Origin of the sequence: Bacillus sp. FSL P4-0290, from assembly GCF_037975435.1 — a bacterium.
Classification (GTDB): Bacteria; Bacillota; Bacilli; order Bacillales; family Bacillaceae; genus Bacillus; species Bacillus subtilis.
The window spans coordinates 1,422,649-1,440,367 of record NZ_CP150253.1 but is presented as its reverse complement, the minus strand read 5'-3'; the positions used below and the strand labels follow the sequence as shown (position 1 = coordinate 1,440,367).

General features: G+C 44.1%; 13 protein-coding genes and 1 other annotated feature. All 13 genes read right to left on the bottom strand.

Going from position 1 to position 17,719, the window contains the following annotated elements:
- On the bottom strand, positions 1–588 hold the full coding sequence (yihA, locus tag MKY10_RS07525) for a ribosome biogenesis GTP-binding protein YihA/YsxC (RefSeq protein WP_003229621.1): 588 nt from the start codon (positions 586–588) through the stop codon (positions 1–3).
- Positions 585–2,909, bottom strand: coding sequence for an endopeptidase La (gene lon, locus MKY10_RS07520; protein ID WP_003229618.1), 2,325 nt, complete (start codon positions 2,907–2,909; stop codon positions 585–587). Before lon ends, yihA begins: the two co-directional genes overlap by 4 nt.
- Positions 2,910–3,089: 180 nt before the next feature.
- Positions 3,090–4,748 carry an ATP-dependent protease LonB gene (lonB, locus tag MKY10_RS07515; protein ID WP_004398923.1) on the bottom strand — a complete coding sequence of 553 codons (1,659 nt, stop codon included), beginning with the start codon at positions 4,746–4,748 and terminating at the stop codon, positions 3,090–3,092.
- A 151-nt stretch (positions 4,749–4,899) separates the two neighbouring features.
- Positions 4,900–6,162 (bottom strand): ATP-dependent protease ATP-binding subunit ClpX, encoded by a 1,263-nt coding sequence (gene clpX / locus MKY10_RS07510; protein WP_003229613.1) that lies wholly within the window; start codon positions 6,160–6,162, stop codon positions 4,900–4,902.
- 271 nt (positions 6,163–6,433) lie between these two features.
- Positions 6,434–7,708, bottom strand: a complete 1,275-nt coding sequence (gene tig, locus MKY10_RS07505; RefSeq protein ID WP_014477565.1) for a trigger factor — start codon at positions 7,706–7,708, stop codon at positions 6,434–6,436.
- Positions 7,709–7,935: 227 nt separating this feature from the next.
- Entirely contained in the window at positions 7,936–8,940 is a 1,005-nt protein-coding gene (gene ddcA, locus MKY10_RS07500; protein WP_029726367.1) for a DNA damage checkpoint antagonist DdcA, read from the bottom strand.
- A gap of 118 nt (positions 8,941–9,058) precedes the next feature.
- On the bottom strand, positions 9,059–9,658 hold the full coding sequence (gene leuD / locus MKY10_RS07495) for a 3-isopropylmalate dehydratase small subunit (protein WP_032726329.1): 600 nt from the start codon (positions 9,656–9,658) through the stop codon (positions 9,059–9,061).
- Between the two features lie 12 nt (positions 9,659–9,670).
- Positions 9,671–11,089 carry a 3-isopropylmalate dehydratase large subunit gene (gene leuC, locus MKY10_RS07490; RefSeq protein ID WP_044052484.1) on the bottom strand — a complete coding sequence of 473 codons (1,419 nt, stop codon included), beginning with the start codon at positions 11,087–11,089 and terminating at the stop codon, positions 9,671–9,673.
- A 49-nt stretch (positions 11,090–11,138) separates the two neighbouring features.
- Positions 11,139–12,236, bottom strand: a complete 1,098-nt coding sequence (gene leuB / locus MKY10_RS07485; protein WP_015251530.1) for a 3-isopropylmalate dehydrogenase — start codon at positions 12,234–12,236, stop codon at positions 11,139–11,141.
- Between the two features lie 20 nt (positions 12,237–12,256).
- Positions 12,257–13,813 carry a 2-isopropylmalate synthase gene (locus MKY10_RS07480; RefSeq protein WP_015251529.1) on the bottom strand — a complete coding sequence of 519 codons (1,557 nt, stop codon included), beginning with the start codon at positions 13,811–13,813 and terminating at the stop codon, positions 12,257–12,259.
- Positions 13,800–14,828: a ketol-acid reductoisomerase gene (gene ilvC, locus MKY10_RS07475; RefSeq protein ID WP_003222549.1), complete on the bottom strand. Its 1,029-nt coding sequence runs from the start codon at positions 14,826–14,828 to the stop codon at positions 13,800–13,802. Before ilvC ends, MKY10_RS07480 begins: the two co-directional genes overlap by 14 nt.
- 23 nt (positions 14,829–14,851) lie before the next feature.
- Entirely contained in the window at positions 14,852–15,370 is a 519-nt protein-coding gene (gene ilvN, locus MKY10_RS07470; RefSeq protein WP_004399096.1) for an acetolactate synthase small subunit, read from the bottom strand.
- A complete protein-coding gene (ilvB, locus tag MKY10_RS07465; protein ID WP_004398643.1) occupies positions 15,367–17,091 on the bottom strand; it encodes an acetolactate synthase large subunit in 1,725 nt (574 codons plus the stop codon). Before ilvB ends, ilvN begins: the two co-directional genes overlap by 4 nt.
- 121 nt (positions 17,092–17,212) lie before the next feature.
- Positions 17,213–17,459, bottom strand: a binding site (T-box leader).
- Positions 17,460–17,719: the final 260 nt, after the last annotated feature.

The window sequence follows — 17,719 nt, the reverse complement described above, 5'->3', positions numbered from 1 at the left end:
CTACCGGTTTATCATTTTTTTGATCGCTCCCCAAGCTTCGTCTTTTCCCTTTTTCGTTTCTGAGGAAAAGAGAATCAGCTCGTCTTCCGGATCAATATTTAATGTTTGTCGGACAACCTTCGCGTGTTTGTCCCATTTGCCTTTCGGGATCTTATCCGCCTTTGTAGCGATAACAATAACAGGAATGCCGTAATACTTTAAAAATTCATACATCTGTACATCATCATTAGATGGCGCATGCCGCAAATCAACGATCTGCACCACAGCTTTTAATTCCTCGCGTGTCGTGATATAGGTTTCAATCATTCTGCCCCATGCTTCACGCTCAGACTTTGACACTTTGGCGAAACCGTAGCCCGGCACATCCACAAAATGCAGCTCATCATTGATAATGTAGAAATTAAGCGTTTGTGTTTTTCCCGGCTTTGATGACGTTCTCGCAAGATTTTTGCGATTGATTAATGAATTGATAAAAGACGATTTTCCTACGTTCGATCTTCCGGCCAATGCGATTTCCGGAAGCCCCCCTTCAGGGTACTGTTCCGGTTTTACTGCACTGATCACGATTTCTGACTTTGTGACTTTCATTTCTTCTCTCCTACTAAGGCATGTTCCAAAACCTCGTCTAAGTGGGACGCCAATATAAATGTCAGCCCCTCCCTGACGCTTTCCGGAATATCCTCTATATCTTTTTCATTATCTTTAGGCGCAATAATGGTCGTTAATCCCGCTCTATGTGCGCCAAGCGCTTTTTCCTTTAAGCCGCCGATCGGCAGCACGCGCCCGCGAAGCGTGATTTCCCCAGTCATGCCGACTTCACGCGAAACCGCCCGTCCCGTTAAAGCAGAAACAAGCGCTGTTGCCATCGTAATACCGGCTGACGGACCATCTTTTGGCACCGCACCCTCTGGTACATGTATATGAATATCATACTTCTCATGAAAGTCAGGTTCAATGCCAAGTTCTTCTGTTTTGGATCGCACATAGCTGAATGCAGCCTGAGCTGACTCTCTCATAACATCTCCGAGCTTTCCTGTCAGGATCAATTTCCCTTTCCCCGGAGAAAGCGATACTTCAATCGACAGCGTATCTCCGCCAACGGTTGTATAAGCAAGCCCTGTCACTACACCAACCTGATCCTCTGTCTCAGCTTGTCCATATCTGAAAATACGTTTTCCGATAAAGTCTTGAAGGTTCTTCTCAGTAACCGTAATCCGTTTTCGCTCTTCAGCAACAATGGCTTTTGCAGCTTTACGGCAAATCGCGGCAAGCTGGCGTTCAAGACTTCTCACACCAGCTTCTCTCGTATAGTAGCGGATAATATCAAGAATCGCCTGATCACGCAGCTGAAGATTGCTTTTCTTCAGCCCGTGTTCTTTGATTTGCTTTGGAAGCAAGTGATCCTTTACGATTTCAAGTTTTTCTATTTCTGTGTAGCCTGCGATATTAATAATTTCCATTCTGTCTCTGAGCGGGCCCGGGATTGTGGCCAAATTGTTCGCCGTTGCGATAAACAGCACTTTGGATAAATCAAAGGTTTCTTCAATATAGTGATCACTGAAGCTGCTGTTTTGCTCTGGATCAAGCACTTCAAGCATAGCGGATGATGGGTCTCCTCTAAAATCAGATGACATTTTGTCAATTTCGTCTAATAAGAAGACCGGATTCAGCTTGCCCGCTTTTTTCATCCCTTGAATAATACGTCCAGGCATTGCTCCGACATAGGTCCGTCTGTGTCCGCGTATCTCTGATTCGTCCCGAACTCCTCCGAGTGAGATTCTGACGAATTTGCGTCCCAAGCTTTTTGCAATTGATTTGGCTAAAGACGTTTTTCCGACACCTGGAGGTCCTGCCAAACAGAGAATCGGGCCTTTCAGGGATTTTGTCAGCTTCTGGACAGCCAAATATTCTAAAATACGTTCTTTTACTTTTTCAAGCCCGTGGTGCTCTTCGTCCAAGAGACGTCCTGCTTCTTTCAAATCAAGCTTATCATCTGTTTCATCCGTCCACGGAAGAGCAACCAGCCAGTCGATATAGTTGCGGATCACAGAGCTTTCCGCAGAACTTGACGGAATTTTTTCATATCTGTTCAATTCTTTAAGCGCTGTTTCCTTCACATGATCAGGCATGCCTGCTTCTTCGATTTTTTCCGTCAGCGTCTGAACTTCGCCAGTTTTGCCTTCTTTATCGCCAAGCTCTTTTTGGATCGCCTTCATTTGTTCACGCAAGTAGTATTCCTTCTGCGTACGCTCCATCGAACGTTTGACGCGCTGGCCGATTTTTTTCTCAATCTCCAGCACCTCTTTTTCATTATTAATAAAATCAATGACCTTGTTTAGCCTGTCTTTGACATCAGCCGTTTCTAAAATATCCTGCTTATCCTTTAGTTTAAGGGGCAGATGAGAAGCAACGATGTCTGCCATTCTCCCCGGCTCTTCGATATCAGTAACCGCGGCGTACGTTTCGGCCGAGATTTTTTTAGAAATTTTTATGTACTGATCAAAGTGGTCTAGCAAAGTCCGCATCAATGCTTCGTCTTCTGTATCTTTTGAATCATCTTCATGAATAAGTTGAATGTCGACCGACGTGTAATCCTCGTGTTCATTGTATTTGACGATATGGGCGCGCTTGAGGCCCTCCACCAACACACGAATCGTACCGTTCGGAAGCTTCAGCATTTGCTTAATTTTTGTATAGGTGCCGACAGTGAAAATCTCGTCTTCACCAGGTTCGTCTATCGAAATATCCTGCTGAGTGGCTAAAAATATCATATGATCATGCATCATTGCCTGTTCAAGAGCCTGAACCGACTTGTCACGTCCTACATCTAAATGCAAAACCATCGTCGGGTACACTAATAAACCTCTTAAAGGGAGGAGCGGGATGCTGCGTTTTAATTCTTCTGCCATGTGACTGACACCTCCGTGACTTTAGTATGAACCATTATAATACAACTTTTTCATCCTTGTACAATAAACGGCATGGTTCCATTTTCTATAAAACAGTCTCCTCGTAGTATACCCTTTCTTTCTGATATGAAAAAGGAAAAGATGTCCTTCATGAAAAAAACCCTATTATCAAAATAGGGTTTAAACAGATTCTTTATTGATTTCAATATGAAACGGTTTTTGTTCCGTTGGCGGATTCACTAAAATTTCATCAAGCACTTCTTGGAACGTCTTCACTGCAATAATCTCGATCCCGTCAATCTGCTTTAAGATGGCCTGCTGATTTTCATATGGGATAATCACCTTTTTCGCACCGGACTGCTTGGCCGCTTTTATTTTCGGAATGACGCCTCCGATGGGTTTCACAAGACCGTTCAGGCTGATTTCGCCCGTCATCGCAACGGTATTGTCAATAGGAATTTTGTGTATCGCCGAGAAAATCCCCGCCGCCATCGCAATGCCTGCTGACGGCCCATCAATCGGAATCCCACCTGGGAAATTGATGTGAATATCATAATCAGAAGGCTTCATTCCCATTGTCCGGAGCACGGTTAATACATTTTCAACCGAACCCTTCGCCATGCTTTTTCGCCTGATCGATTTTGATTGGCTGCCGATGCTTTCTTCTTCAGCTATTCCTGTGATGTTAATTGATCCTTTATCTTGAGCCGCGGTTACACTTACTTCGATTTCCAGAAGCGATCCGCTGTTAGGCCCATAGACTGCAAGCCCATTTACAATGCCAACCTGTGGTTCAACACCGATTTTTTGCTCGTGCTTTGGAGTAAGCTGACTGGAGTGAATGACCCATTCAATATCCTCAATCGTAATGTCCTTTCGATTCTCCGTTACAGCCATCCCCGCTGCGATTTGAATCATATTGACGGCTTCCCGCCCGTTCCGCGTGTAGCTGGTCAAAAGATCCAGTCCTTCTTCGGAGATATTTTTTTCAATTTTATCCGCTGCTGTTTTGGCAACCGTTTTCAACTCGTCCTTTTCAAGCTCGCGGAAAAAAACCTCCAAACAGCGGGACCGGATAGCTGGCGGAATTTCGTTTGGCATTCTCGTGGTCGCGCCAATCAAGCGAAAATCAGCCGGCAGCCCATTTTGAAAAATATCATGAATATGATTCGGAATTTGTGTATTTTCCTCACTGTAATACGCACTATCTAAAAAGACTTTTCTGTCCTCAAGCACCTTCAGCATTTTATTCATTTGAATAGGATGCAGCTCCCCTATTTCATCAATAAACAGCACACCGCCATGGGCATGGGTGACAGCTCCCTGCTTCGGCTGCGGAATCCCAGCCTGTCCCATCGCTCCGGCCCCTTGGTATATCGGGTCATGGACAGAGCCGATGAGCGGATCGGCAATTCCTCTTTCATCAAAACGGGCTGTTGTCGCATCGAGTTCCACAAAGACAGCCTGCTCTTTAAACGGTGATTGTTTATGTTTTTTTGCTTCTTCCAACACAAGCCGCGCAGCAGCCGTTTTCCCAACTCCCGGTGGCCCATAGACAATCACATGCTGAGGATTTGGCCCGCATAAAGCCGCCTTTAATGCTTTAATGCCGTCTTCCTGTCCGACGATATCTTTAAAGCTTTTGGGGCGGACCTTCTCAGATAATGGCTCGGACAAGCTGATAGCGCGCATTTTCCGAAGCTGCTCCATTTCCTTCTTTGATTCTTTATCTATCGTGACCTTTTGTGTCCTTTGATTTTTAAGCAAATTCCAAAAATACAAACCGATGATGATCCCAAAAAACAGCTGAATAAATAACGCGATCCCTGTCCAACTCATGGTGGTCCCTCCTGAAAAACAATTTATGTATCCAATTCATTCCTCTGATTGCTAGTATCTCCCATAGAAGACGGGAATAAACGTTTTTCCGGAAGAGTTGCATGCAAAAAAACCTCCTGAGTGTTACCACTCAGGAGGTTTGTACTTATCTTTATGCAGATGTTTTATCTTGGCTTACCTCAGTGCCGTCTTTTAATAAGAGGCGAGGAGGCTCTCCGTGTGTCACAGTCGCCCCGGTAATTACACATTTTTCAATGTCATCACGAGAAGGCAGCTCAAACATCACATCAAGCATGATGCCTTCAATGATAGAACGGAGTCCGCGTGCTCCAGTCTTGCGTTCAATTGCTTTTTTAGCAATTTCAGAAAGCGCTTCTTCTTCAAACTCAAGCTCAACGTTGTCAAGCTCAAGCATTTTCTTGAATTGCTTAACAAGAGCGTTTTTCGGTTTTGTTAAGATCGCAACCAATGCTTCTTCGTCAAGCTTTTCAAGGCTTGCAATAACCGGAAGACGTCCGATAAATTCAGGAATTAACCCGAAACGGAGCAAATCTTCTGGAAGCACTTTTGAAAGAAGATCTTCTTTCTCAAGATCAGCAGCTTTATTGTCGGCACCGAATCCAATCACTTTTTGGCCTAAACGGCGTTTGATGATTTGTTCGATACCATCGAAAGCTCCGCCGCAAATGAACAAAATATTTGTTGTGTCAATTTGAATGAATTCTTGATGAGGATGCTTACGTCCCCCTTGAGGCGGCACGCTTGCCACTGTACCCTCAAGAATTTTAAGCAATGCCTGCTGTACACCCTCACCTGACACATCACGTGTGATAGACGGGTTTTCAGATTTTCTAGCCACTTTATCGATTTCATCAATATAGATAATGCCTTTTTCGGCTTTTTCCACATCATAATCAGCAGCTTGGATGAGCTTCAAGAGAATATTCTCTACATCTTCACCCACGTATCCAGCTTCAGTCAAAGATGTAGCGTCTGCAATTGCAAACGGCACATTTAAAATGCGAGCCAATGTTTGCGCCAGAAGGGTTTTACCGCTTCCCGTAGGGCCGATTAATGAAATATTACTTTTTGAAAGCTCAACATCATCAACTTTGCTGTTAGAGTTAATGCGCTTATAGTGGTTATACACAGCAACAGCAAGTGATTTCTTCGCTTGATCTTGGCCGATGACATATTCATTCAAAATTTCACGAATTTCCTGAGGCTTTGGTACGTCTTTAAATTCTACTTCTTCTTCTGTTCCGAGTTCTTCCTCTACAATTTCAGTGCAGAGTTCGATACATTCGTCACATATATATACACCAGGTCCAGCTACAAGCTTACGAACCTGATCTTGTGTTTTTCCACAGAACGAGCATTTTAATTGTCCTTTTTCCTCGTTAAATTTAAACATTCTTTCACCCCTTAATCTTGTCTCACTTTTTCTTTTACCGGCAGAGCAAAAGAAAATGATTCTTGAAACGAACGAGTATGTATTGCATTTTACCATACTTTCCAAAAAGACGGTAACAATGTGTTTCTGACTTGCACATTCTATATGTATGACAAAAAACAGCCCTGCATTAACTATATTGCCCCAAGAAAAAGAGATAACTCATAATTGTACAAAACAAGGCACGAATGATTCGCGCCCTGTTTTATTAGTACTATTATTATGCACAATATTAACGGTTTTCTACAAGAAAATCAATTGCTTTGCGAACTTTTAAATCTTCTTTCATCGCGTCAGTAGAACCGATGGCTTGTTTAATATTTTCAACAGGCATGTTGTATGCTTCAGCCATTTTTGTAAGCTCAGCATCAACTTCCTCATCTGATACTTCAAGGTTTTCCGCTTTCGCAATCGCCTCAAGAGTCAGGTTAGATTTTACGCGTTTTTCAGCATCTTCTTTCATTTGCTCTTTAAGCGCAGCTTCATCTTGGCCTGAGAATTGAGTGTAAAGCTCAAGGTTCATGCCTTGCATTTGCAGACGCTGTTCGAATTCTTTCAGCATGCGGTCAAGCTCAGTGTCGACCATTGCTTGCGGAACATCGATTTCAGCGTTTTCAGAAGCTTTCAGAACAAGCTCTTCACGCAATTTAGCGTCAGCTTCGTTTTCTTTTGCTTCTTCTAAACGTTTCTTTGTTTTTTCAGTTAATTCAGCAAGTGTTTCCACTTCTTCATCGATATCTTTTGCGAATTCATCGTCAAGCTCAGGAAGCTCTTTCGCTTTGATTTCGTGAATTTTCACTTTAAACACAGCTGGTTTGCCTGCAAGCTCTTCAGCGTGGTATTCTTCTGGGAATGTCACTTCAACATCTTTCTCAGCGCCTGCTTCAAGGCCGACTAACTGATCTTCGAAGCCAGGGATGAATGAGCCAGATCCTACTTCAAGAGAGTAGTTTTCAGCTTTTCCGCCCTCGAAAGCTTCGCCGTCAACGAATCCTTCGAAATCAAGAACAACTGTGTTTCCTTCTTCAACAGCGCCTTCTTCTTTTACAACAAGTTCAGCTTGACGCTCTTGAAGAGCTTTTAGTTCGTTTTGAACATCTTCGTCAGTTACAGTTGTGTCGTCTTTTTCAATGCCCAGGCCTTTGTATTCGCCAAGCTTCACTTCAGGTTTTACTGTTACTTTCGCAGTGAAGATTAAGCTTTCGCCTTTTTCGATTTTTTCAACATCGATTTCAGGACGGTCTACAGGCTCGATTCCAGCTTCTTCAACCGCTTTAGGGTATTCTACAGGAAGAAGAATATCCAAAGCATCTTGGTAAAGAGCTTCTACGCCAAAGCGCTGTTCGAATAATCCGCGAGGAATTTTACCTTTACGGAATCCAGGAATTGAAACTTGTTTTACTACTTTTTTAAATGCATCATCAAGTGCTGTTTTAAACGTTTCAGCATCAACTTCAACCGTTAAAACGCCTTCGTTGCCTTCTTGTTTTTCCCATTTTACAGACATGTGTTTCCCTCCAAAAATCTATTCAGGTTGTGTCGGTCTTCCATTCTAAAGCAATCATACGGCTTCGTCCAACAAAAACAAAGCTGCCAAAGATCAGAATCATTATGTATAGATGTTAATAATGAACTGCAAAGCCTGTCCAACCGTATTTCTTATAACCCGTTATACACAAATACAACCACTATATTATAACATAACACATAGCGCTTTCAACTATATGGCGCGATTTACAAATAAGAAATTTCTTCAATATCTTTTAACATTGTGCAAGCTTCATCGAGTTCTCTGTCGGTAAATTCATACATCATATGAAGTTCTTCGCTTTCAATTTCAATCCCGTGCATCTCGTAACCGACTTTATGAAGGGCAGCCGCCCAAAGGTCAGCCGACAGTAATTTCGGCTGGAACGGATATAAAACGTACAAATGTCTTCTCCACAATTCCTCTACTGCTGCATATAAGGTTGGATTTTCATTTCCAAGTGTCTCATCCAGCACCCTAAGAACACGGTGCAGAATCGGCGCGGCATCAGGCGGAACAATCTCAGACGGTTCAATTGTCAACGACTCGCCAAATTTACTAATGTGTACAGGCTTACTGTACTCATGCTCAGCCAACAGCATGACAATCATCGTTTTGATAATCGGATGGGCTGAGGGATCTTGGAGGATTGTTTTGAGCAATCCTGTATACTTTGCTACGTTACGGTCTTTTAAGGAATGAATGAGATTCATTTGCTCCTCAGGGCTTGCCAGCACTTTCTCGGTGTCAATTGTATCCTCATATTCTTCGGCCCAAGCCTCGTCCTCACGATCCGGATCGGTCATTTTCCGGCTGAAATCCAGCAGCTTATAAAATTGCTCGGCGCTTTCTGCCGGCAGCTGATTTTCTTCCAAAACGGCTTCAATGGTGCTTTTGACTTCCTCGTATTTTTTGAGCTGAATTAAGATGGTCATGTACACCTGCAAAACCGTAAAATAATGGCCATAACCTTCTTTGAGCATCTTCTCGCACACGCTTTTTGCCTCTTCCAGCTCGCCCAGCTCTAAAAAGCAGATGGCCATCCCTAAGTGAAGATCGGCTTCAGTATCATCATATTTCATCGCTTCTGAAAACAGTTCGAGCGCTTCTTGATACTTTTTTTCCTTTAGTGATGACATCCCTTTTTCCACAAGGCGGTCTTTCAGATGAGGAAAAGGAATAATTTTTGCGTTCTTCTTGTCATGCGTCATACCTATATTCCTTTCAGGCATTTATTTTGTTCAAGTGTATCAACACCTGTGAACAAAAACAAGAAATGAAAGGTTTCACCAGGCAAAAAAAGCCGCCGGACAAATACCGGCCGCTTTTTCAGGCTTGAAGCCAAGAGCTTCTTTGTGATTCAAATTGCTTGATTTCATCCTCCAGCAGCAGCGTTAATGAAATTTCATCATATCCGTTGATCAGCATCTCTTTCCAATGTGGATCAACTTCAAATGAAATTTGATTGCCTTCACTGTCATGAATCAGCTGCTTTTCAAGGTCAACAGTCATTTGCAATGACTTGTTTTCATACTGGCCGACAAGCTGTTTCCAATTGTCATATGGCATGCGGATCGGAAGCATGCCGTTTTTAAAGCAGTTCTGATGGAAAATATCAGCAAATGACGGTGCAATGATAATTTTAAACCCATAATCATCAAGTGCCCACGGAGCGTGTTCACGCGATGACCCGCAGCCGAAGTTTTCTCCTGCTATTAAAATGGAAGCTCCTTGATAAACAGGCTGGTTTAATTCAAATTCAGGGTTCGGTTCACCATTCGCATCATATCTCCAGTCAAAGAATGCAAAACGCCCGTAGCCTGTTCTTTCAATCCTCTTCAAAAATTGCTTAGGAATAATCTGGTCTGTATCCACATTGATCCGATTTAATACGGCCGCTTTCCCCGTATGTGATTTCAAAGGTTCCATCTCGCGCACTCCTTACACAACTGTTTTTTCCTGATAAAACTTTCTGACATCAACGAAGTGTCCGTGAATGGCAGCCATCGCAGCCATTGCCGGGCTGACGAGATGTGTTCTTGCACCTTTTCCTTGTCTGCCCTCAAAGTTGCGGTTAGAGGTTGATGCACAGCGCTCTCCCTCAGGAACAACATCATTATTCATACTCAAACACATGCTGCAGCCTGACTCTCTCCATTCAAATCCAGCTTCCAAGAAAATTTGGTCAAGCCCTTCTTTTTCAGCCTGAAGCTTCACGCTTTGGGATCCGGGCACGACGATGGCCCTTACGCTGTCAGCTACCTTCTTCCCTTTGATCATGTCAGCAGCCTGTCGAAGGTCAGTCATGCGGGAATTTGTGCAGGAACCGATAAATACGTGCTCCACTTTAATGTCTTCAATTTTTTGGTGAGGAGTCAGTCCCATATATTCATAAGCGCGAATCGCTTCTTTTTTATCATCTTCTGCAGAAAAGCTTTCCGGCGCAGGAACTTCAGAATCGACAGGAAGAACCATTCCCGGGTTAATGCCCCATGTCACCATAGGGGAAATTTTGTTGCCGTCAAGGAAGATAGATTTATCGTAAACAGCGCCCGGGTCTGTGCGCAGCGCCCTCCATTCCTCTACGGCCTTGTCAAATTCTTCGCCTTTTGGCGTGTACTTGCGGTTTTTGCAATATTCAAACGTCACCTCGTCAGGTGCAATCAAACCTGCTCTTGCTCCTGCTTCAATTGACATGTTACAAACAGTCATTCGTTCATCCATCGTCATATTTCTGAATACTTCCCCAGTGTATTCAATGACGTAGCCTGTGCCGAATTTCACACCGTATTTGCCGATGACAGCAAGGATGACATCCTTTGCCGTTACCCCTTTTTGAAGCGTTCCATCTACGCGCACTTCAAGTGTTTTTGGACGCTGCTGCCAAAGTGTCTGTGTGGAAAGGACATGTTCGACTTCACTCGTCCCGATTCCAAATGCAAGAGCGCCGAAAGCGCCATGTGTTGATGTATGACTGTCACCGCACACAATCGTTTTCCCTGGAAGCGTTAAGCCCAGTTCAGGGCCGACGACATGGACAATCCCTTGATCCACGCTGTGAAGATCGGCAAGGCGCACGCCAAATTCCTCACAGTTTCTTTCAAGCGCCGTTACCTGGCGTTTCGCAACTTCATCCTTTATCTCAAAACGATTGACAGTCGGGATGTTGTGGTCCATTGTCGCAAATGTGTTTTGGGGTCTTCTGACCTTTCTTCCCTTTTGTCTCAAGCCTTCAAATGCCTGAGGAGACGTCACCTCATGAATGAGGTGCAAATCAATATAGAGAAGATCCGGCTTTCCCTCACCATGTTTTACAATATGCTGATCCCAAATCTTTTCGATGATTGTTCGAGGCATCATCTTTTATTTCCTCCCTCTACCTAGAGCTAAGACCGCTTAACGTAAGCTGTCACACATTAGAAATTGTATTTTCACTCATGATTGCTGCCTTAACTTCCTCTGTAATGGCCTGAGTGCTGCTGAACTCTTCACCCCGTGCCAAGTCTCTTGTTCTTTTTCCGGAAGCCAAGACTTTGTTTACCGCATCTTCTACAGCTTTCGCTTCCTCTTCAAGCCCGAAAGATGTTCTCAAAAGCATTGCCGCTGACAATATGGCTGCGAACGGATTTGCCATCCCTTTACCAGCAATATCAGGCGCGGAGCCATGAACAGGTTCAAACAGATGAAGACCAGAGCTTGATAGGCTGGCTGACGGGAGCATTCCGAGCGAGCCTGTAAGCATGGACGCTTCATCGCTTAAAATATCACCGAACATATTTTCAGTCACCACGACATCAAATTGATTCGGTGCATAAATTAGCTGCATGGCCGCGTTATCCACAAGCATGTGCTCAAGCTTCACATCAGGAAACTCTTGTGCAACGTCCTCAGCCACTTCACGCCACAGCCGGCTTGATTCAAGAACATTCGCTTTATCTACAGAGGTCACTTTGCCTTTTCTGGCTGCCGCCATTTTAAAGCCCTCTCTGATCACTCGTTCAATTTCCGTTCGCTTATAAAACAGTGTATCTACTGCTTCCTGCTCACCTTCAGTGTTTACATAACGTTTGCTCGGCTGGCCGAAATACAAGCCGCCTGTGAGCTCACGAACGATAACGAAATCAACATTATCTATATATTCTTTTTTCAAAGGCGAAGCGTCAGAAAGGCTTTCAAATACCTTCACAGGCCGCAAATTCGCAAACAAATCAAGCTGTTTTCTGATGCTGAGCAGCCCTTTTTCCGGTCTCAGTTCCGAAGGATTTTGATCCCATTTCGGTCCGCCGACAGCACCAAGCAATATCGCGTCTGCATTTTTACAAGCAGCAACGGTTTCCTCCGGGAGGGGGTTATGATGTTCATCAATAGCCGCCCCTCCAATCAGGCCATATTCAAATTCAAATTCATGGTTAAAGCGTTCGGCAACACTTTTCAGTACGTCTGTCGCTGATTCTAATACTTCAGGGCCGATCCCGTCTCCGGGCAATAGAGCAATACGTTTCTTCAAGTTAACCGTTCTCCTTTCTTTTATGATCCGACAGCTGTGTGGTTTTTCAATCCGCTCATATTCGACTGGAAAACCAATTGACGGTTTACTGCGTTCAAATAGGCTTTCGCTGATGCTTCTAATACGTCTTGCGCTATGCCCCGCCCTGCTGATTCTTTTCCATTCACCAAAACTCTTACATACACCTGGGCAAATGCATCTTCGCCTTTTCTGTTAGACTGAATGCGGTAGTCTAAGAGCTCCACGTCCTTATCGATGCAGCGCTCAAGCGTATTGTAGATTGCTTCCACGCTTCCAGCTCCAGTTGCAGCTTCCTGAATAAGCTCTGCGTTTTCTTGATTTTTCAAAGAAAGAGTAGCCGTAGGGACCTGACTTGTTCCGTAATGTACTTGCAGAGAAAGAAATTCATACCCAATCTTGCGATCTGTTACTTTTTCTTCTAAAATAAGAGAAACAAGATCCTCATCAGTGATTTCTTTTTTCTTCTCAGTCAACTCTTTGAACATCGTAAAGAATTTATTAATCTCTTCACTGTCAAATTGGAATCCTAAAGCAGTCAACCGGTCTTTAAATGCGTGGCGTCCGGAATGTTTACCTAGGACAAGCGCATCTGCGGTTACGCCGACAAGCTCCGGTGAAATAATTTCATAAGTCGATTTTTCCTTTAAAAAGCCGTCCTGATGGATGCCTGATTCATGAGCAAATGCATTATCTCCAACAACCGCTTTGTTGCGCGGGACAGCCATGCCTGTCAGTTTGCTTACTAAATCACTTGTTCTCTTAATCTCGTTCAGTGTAATGCCTGTTTCGACTTGGTAGAAATCTTTTCTGGTATGGAGGGCTACGGCAATTTCCTCTAATGCCGCGTTTCCGGCTCTTTCACCGATCCCGTTCACAGCACATTCGATTTGATCAGCGCCATTTTCAATCGCAGCAAGAGAGTTTGCGACTGCCATTCCCAAATCATCATGACAGTGGGCTGAAAGCTTTGCTTTGTGAATGTTCGGAACGTTTTCCTTCATATATCTAAAGATATTTCCGTATTCCGCCGGAGCCAGGTAGCCGACAGTGTCCGGAAGATTGATAACACTGGCGCCTGCGTCAATCACTTTTTCGACGATTTCTGCTAGAAACGGCAGTTCAGTGCGGCAGGCATCTTCAGCTGACCATTGCACAATCGGAAAACGTTCTTTTGCGTATTTCACCATTTCAACCGCTCTTTCAATGACTTGCTCACGTGTCATTTTCAGCTTGTGCTTCAAATGAATGTCCGATGTAGCGATAAAAACATGTATTCTCGGATGAGCACCTTCTTTTAACGCTTCCCAAGCAGCATCAATATCACCTTTTACACAACGGGCCAGACCAGTTACTGAACAATTTTTAATGGTTCTTGCGATTTCCTGAACAGCTAAAAAGTCACCTCGGGACGAAGCGGGAAATCCCGCTTCAATGATATCTGCCCCGAGTCTTTCGAGCTGCTTAGCTATGGCAAGTTTCTCCTGTGTATTCAAGTTCACTCCAGGGGACTGTTCACCATCACGAAGCGTCGTATCGAAAAAATTAATTTTGCGCAACGGAGACCACCGCTTCCTTCTTCTTGCCTTGTTTCACAAACGGCATCATTTCACGAAGCTTTCTTCCCACTACTTCGATTTGATGTTCGTTCTCGCTTGCATTGATAGCGTTGAAACGAGGACGGTTTACTTGGTTTTCGACGATCCACTCTTTTGCGAATGTACCGTTTTGGATATCTTTTAATACTTCTTTCATAGATTCTTTTACTTTAGCGTCCACAACGCGAGGGCCTGATACGAAATCTCCCCACTGTGCTGTGTCAGAGATTGAATATCTCATTCCTGCAAGTCCTTCTTCGTACATAAGGTCTACGATTAATTTCAGCTCATGAAGGCACTCGAAGTATGCAAGTTCAGGCTGATAACCTGCTTCAGTTAATGTTTCAAATCCGGCTTTGACAAGCGCGCTTAATCCGCCGCAAAGAACTGCTTGCTCACCGAACAAATCTGTTTCTGTTTCTTCTTTAAATGTCGTTTCTAATACGCCCGCTCTTGCGCCGCCGATTCCTTTTGCATATGCGAGGGCTTTGTCTCTTGCTTCTCCAGTCACATCTTGATAGATTGCGAACAATGCCGGTACGCCAGCTCCTTGCTCATATGTTCTTCTTACCAAGTGTCCCGGGCCTTTAGGGGCCACTAAGAATACATCTACATCCGCCGGAGGAACAATTTGATGGAAATGCACGTTAAATCCATGAGCGAATACTAATGATTTTCCTGCTGTCAATTCATCTTTGATTTCAGCTTCGTATACTTTTTGCTGCTGCTCATCCGGAAGCAGAACCATGATGATTTCGGCTTGGGCTGCCGCTTCTTTTACTGAAAATACTTTATGTCCGTCTTCTTGGGCTTGAGTGAAAGATTTTCCTTGTCTAACACCGACGATCACGTCTACTCCGCTTTCTTTAAGGTTCAGGGCATGTGCGTGGCCTTGCGAACCGTACCCGATAACCGCTACTGTTTTTCCAGCCAATACGTTCTCTTTGATATCACCGTTATAATATACTTTTACCATTTTAATCTCTCCCTTGTTATGTTTTATACAATAGATATTGTTTTATTGGATGACGCCTTTTGCTGGGTTCCCCTCGCAAAAGCCGTTGTACCTGTTCTCGCGATTTCTTTAATGCCATAAGGTTTTAATAACTCAATAAGCGCTTCAATTTTGTTAGATTCACCCGTCACCTGAACAACGATGCTGTCTCTGCTGACATCAACGACAGAGGCTCTAAACGGTTCTATGATTCCATTAATCTCTGTTCTCGTTGAAGGTGCGGAGACAACCTTGATTAAGGCCAGCTCCCTCTGGACAATCGATTGATTTGTGATGTCTGTGACTTTCAGCACATCAATCTGTTTGTTGAGCTGTTTCGTTAACTGTTCAACATCATTTTCTCCTTCAACGTGAACGACGAAGGTGATTCTGGAAACGCCGGCTGTTTCTGTGTGTCCAACTGTAATGCTTTCAATGTTGTAATGCCTTTTTGTGAATAGACCGGTGATCCGGTTTAACACCCCGGAGCGGTTCACCACAGTCAATGTGATAATTCTTTTCAAGGTTTCACCCCCACCATTTCATGCAGCCCTTTCCCCGGAGCCACCATCGGGAATACTTTTTCTTCGCTGGCAACCCGCACGTCAATGACAACAGGTTCTCTTGATGTTAATGCCTCTTCCAGCTTTTCCTTTGCTTCCGCTTCTGATGAAATTCTGATGCCTTTAATGCCGTATGCTTCGGACAATTTGACGAAGTCAGGCTGAGAAGCGAATTTAGATTCTGAATAACGTTCTTCATAGAAAATTTCCTGCCACTGTCTGACCATTCCGAGACAAGCGTTATTTAAAATCACTACCTTGACCGGAAGATTTAATTCGCGAATAACATCGAGTTCTTGGAGCGTCATTTGGAAACCGCCGTCCCCGACAACCGCGACAACAGTAGCATCTTTTTCGGCCAGCTGTGCGCCGATCGCCGCCGGAAGACCGAATCCCATCGTTCCAAGTCCGCCTGACGTGACCCATTTATCTGCTTTTTGGAACGGATAAAATTGCGCTGACCACATTTGATGCTGGCCTACATCCGTTGCGACAATGGCCTCTCCTTTTGTAAATTGATGAATATATTCAATCAATTTCTGAGGTTTAAAACCTTCTTCTTCATTATCTACATACCAGAGCGGATACTCTTCTTTCCATTCGGCGAGCTGTTTTTTCCATTCGCTTGAATCGCTTTGTTTGCCGTCTTGTTTGATCAGCTCCTGCAGGACAATTTTGCTGTCTCCGACTACAGGAATCTGTGTTTTCATGATTTTTCCGATTTCAGCTGGATCAATATCGATGTGGGCAATCTTTGCGTTTCTGGCAAAGTGTTTCAGGTTTCCTGTGACACGGTCATCAAAACGGGCGCCGATACTGATTAATAGATCACATTCATGAAGGGCCATATTGGCTGTATAAGTACCGTGCATTCCCGCCATCCCTAGAAAAAGCGGATGGTCAGCCGGGAAGCCTCCGAGCCCCAAAAGGGTGTGTGCCACAGGGATTTGCTGCTGTTCGGCATAATTTTTTAATTCTTCTGACGCTTTTCCGTGCAGTACGCCCGCACCCGCCAGGATCACCGGTTTTTTCGCACTGCTCACGGCTTCCACAAGCTTGCGGATCTGCAAATAATTCGGCTCTGTTGTCGGCTGGTATCCCGGGAGATTCATCTCATGATCGTAGCTGAATTCTCCTTCAATCGTTGCTACATCTTTCGGAATATCAATCAATACAGGTCCGGGTCTTCCAGTTGTTGCAATATGGAACGCTTCTTTAATGATGCGCGGCAGATCTTCCGGCTGGCGAACCTGGTAGCTGTGTTTTGTTACTGGCATCGTAATCCCTAAAATGTCTGCTTCCTGAAATGCATCGCTCCCGATTACAGAGGTTGCTACCTGCCCTGTAAAGACGACTAACGGCAATGAATCAATCATGGCATCAGCAAGGCCTGTAACAAGGTTTGTCGCTCCCGGCCCTGACGTGGCAATGACGACACCCGGTTTTCCGGAGACCCTTGCGTATCCCTCCGCTGCATGAATTGCTCCTTGTTCGTGACGGGGAAGGATATGTACCAACCCTGAATTGTATAGCTTATCGTAAATCGGAAGCACAGCCCCGCCCGGATAACCGAAGATCATTTCTACTTTCTCTTTTTTTAATGATTCAATCAGCATTAATGCTCCGCTCATCGTCTGTGTACATTCGGCAGATGCTGAATCCACCTGTACATTAGTCCCCATTTTAGTTCCTCCTTTTGGATTTTCATCCTTTAAAGATCATCTTTTCATTAGCTATATAGCTGATTATTCAATAAAAAAAGCCCTTCCGCCCACAATCAGCCGCGCAGTAACTGCGATAGCTAAAAGGGGCGAAAAGGCTTTTCTTTCCGCGGTACCACCCTTGTTTACGGCCTGTTAATCGGCCGTCTCATGGATATTTCTATCCGCTTTAGTAACGAGTGAATCAAGTTCACCCGGCCAAGTCCTACTGTCATTTCAGACTGGCACTCTGAGGCGAGTTCACCTTGTAAAGCTTCGCCGGTTCTCAGCTAACCCGGTTCTCTGTGGAAAGCTTTTTCAAGGCTACTTATCCTCATCTGCGCTTTTCATATTCAGCCTTCGGAACGGCTTTCCAGCTGTTCAAGAAGGTCGTTTGTTTTTCATTTTTTTAGAATCATACTGCGATGATTTTCGCTTGTGAAGCTTGCGTTTATCTTTTGTTGAACTCATATTACGCCGCTTTGGACGCAGTGTCAACAGCATTTTTTAAAATTATTAGACAATTTTGATTAATCAATCTATATTGTATACGCTTTCATTATTGGTACAAAAGGAATTGCAAATGTTAAAAGTTTTTATAATTTTTTTA

Bases quoted from the DNA above. Each gene is read 5' to 3' on its own strand.
- tig (WP_014477565.1), bottom strand. From the start codon at position 7,708: ATGTCTGTAAAATGGGAAAAACAAGAAGGCAACGAAGGCGTTTTAACG.
- yihA (WP_003229621.1), bottom strand. From the start codon at position 588: ATGAAAGTCACAAAGTCAGAAATCGTGATCAGTGCAGTAAAACCGGAA.
- ilvB (WP_004398643.1), bottom strand. From the start codon at position 17,091: ATGGGGACTAATGTACAGGTGGATTCAGCATCTGCCGAATGTACACAG.
- clpX (WP_003229613.1), bottom strand. From the start codon at position 6,162: ATGTTTAAATTTAACGAGGAAAAAGGACAATTAAAATGCTCGTTCTGT.
- ddcA (WP_029726367.1), bottom strand. From the start codon at position 8,940: ATGACGCATGACAAGAAGAACGCAAAAATTATTCCTTTTCCTCATCTG.
- leuC (WP_044052484.1), bottom strand. From the start codon at position 11,089: ATGATGCCTCGAACAATCATCGAAAAGATTTGGGATCAGCATATTGTA.
- leuD (WP_032726329.1), bottom strand. From the start codon at position 9,658: ATGGAACCTTTGAAATCACATACGGGGAAAGCGGCCGTATTAAATCGG.
- ilvC (WP_003222549.1), bottom strand. From the start codon at position 14,828: ATGGTAAAAGTATATTATAACGGTGATATCAAAGAGAACGTATTGGCT.
- lon (WP_003229618.1), bottom strand. From the start codon at position 2,909: ATGGCAGAAGAATTAAAACGCAGCATCCCGCTCCTCCCTTTAAGAGGT.
- lonB (WP_004398923.1), bottom strand. From the start codon at position 4,748: ATGAGTTGGACAGGGATCGCGTTATTTATTCAGCTGTTTTTTGGGATC.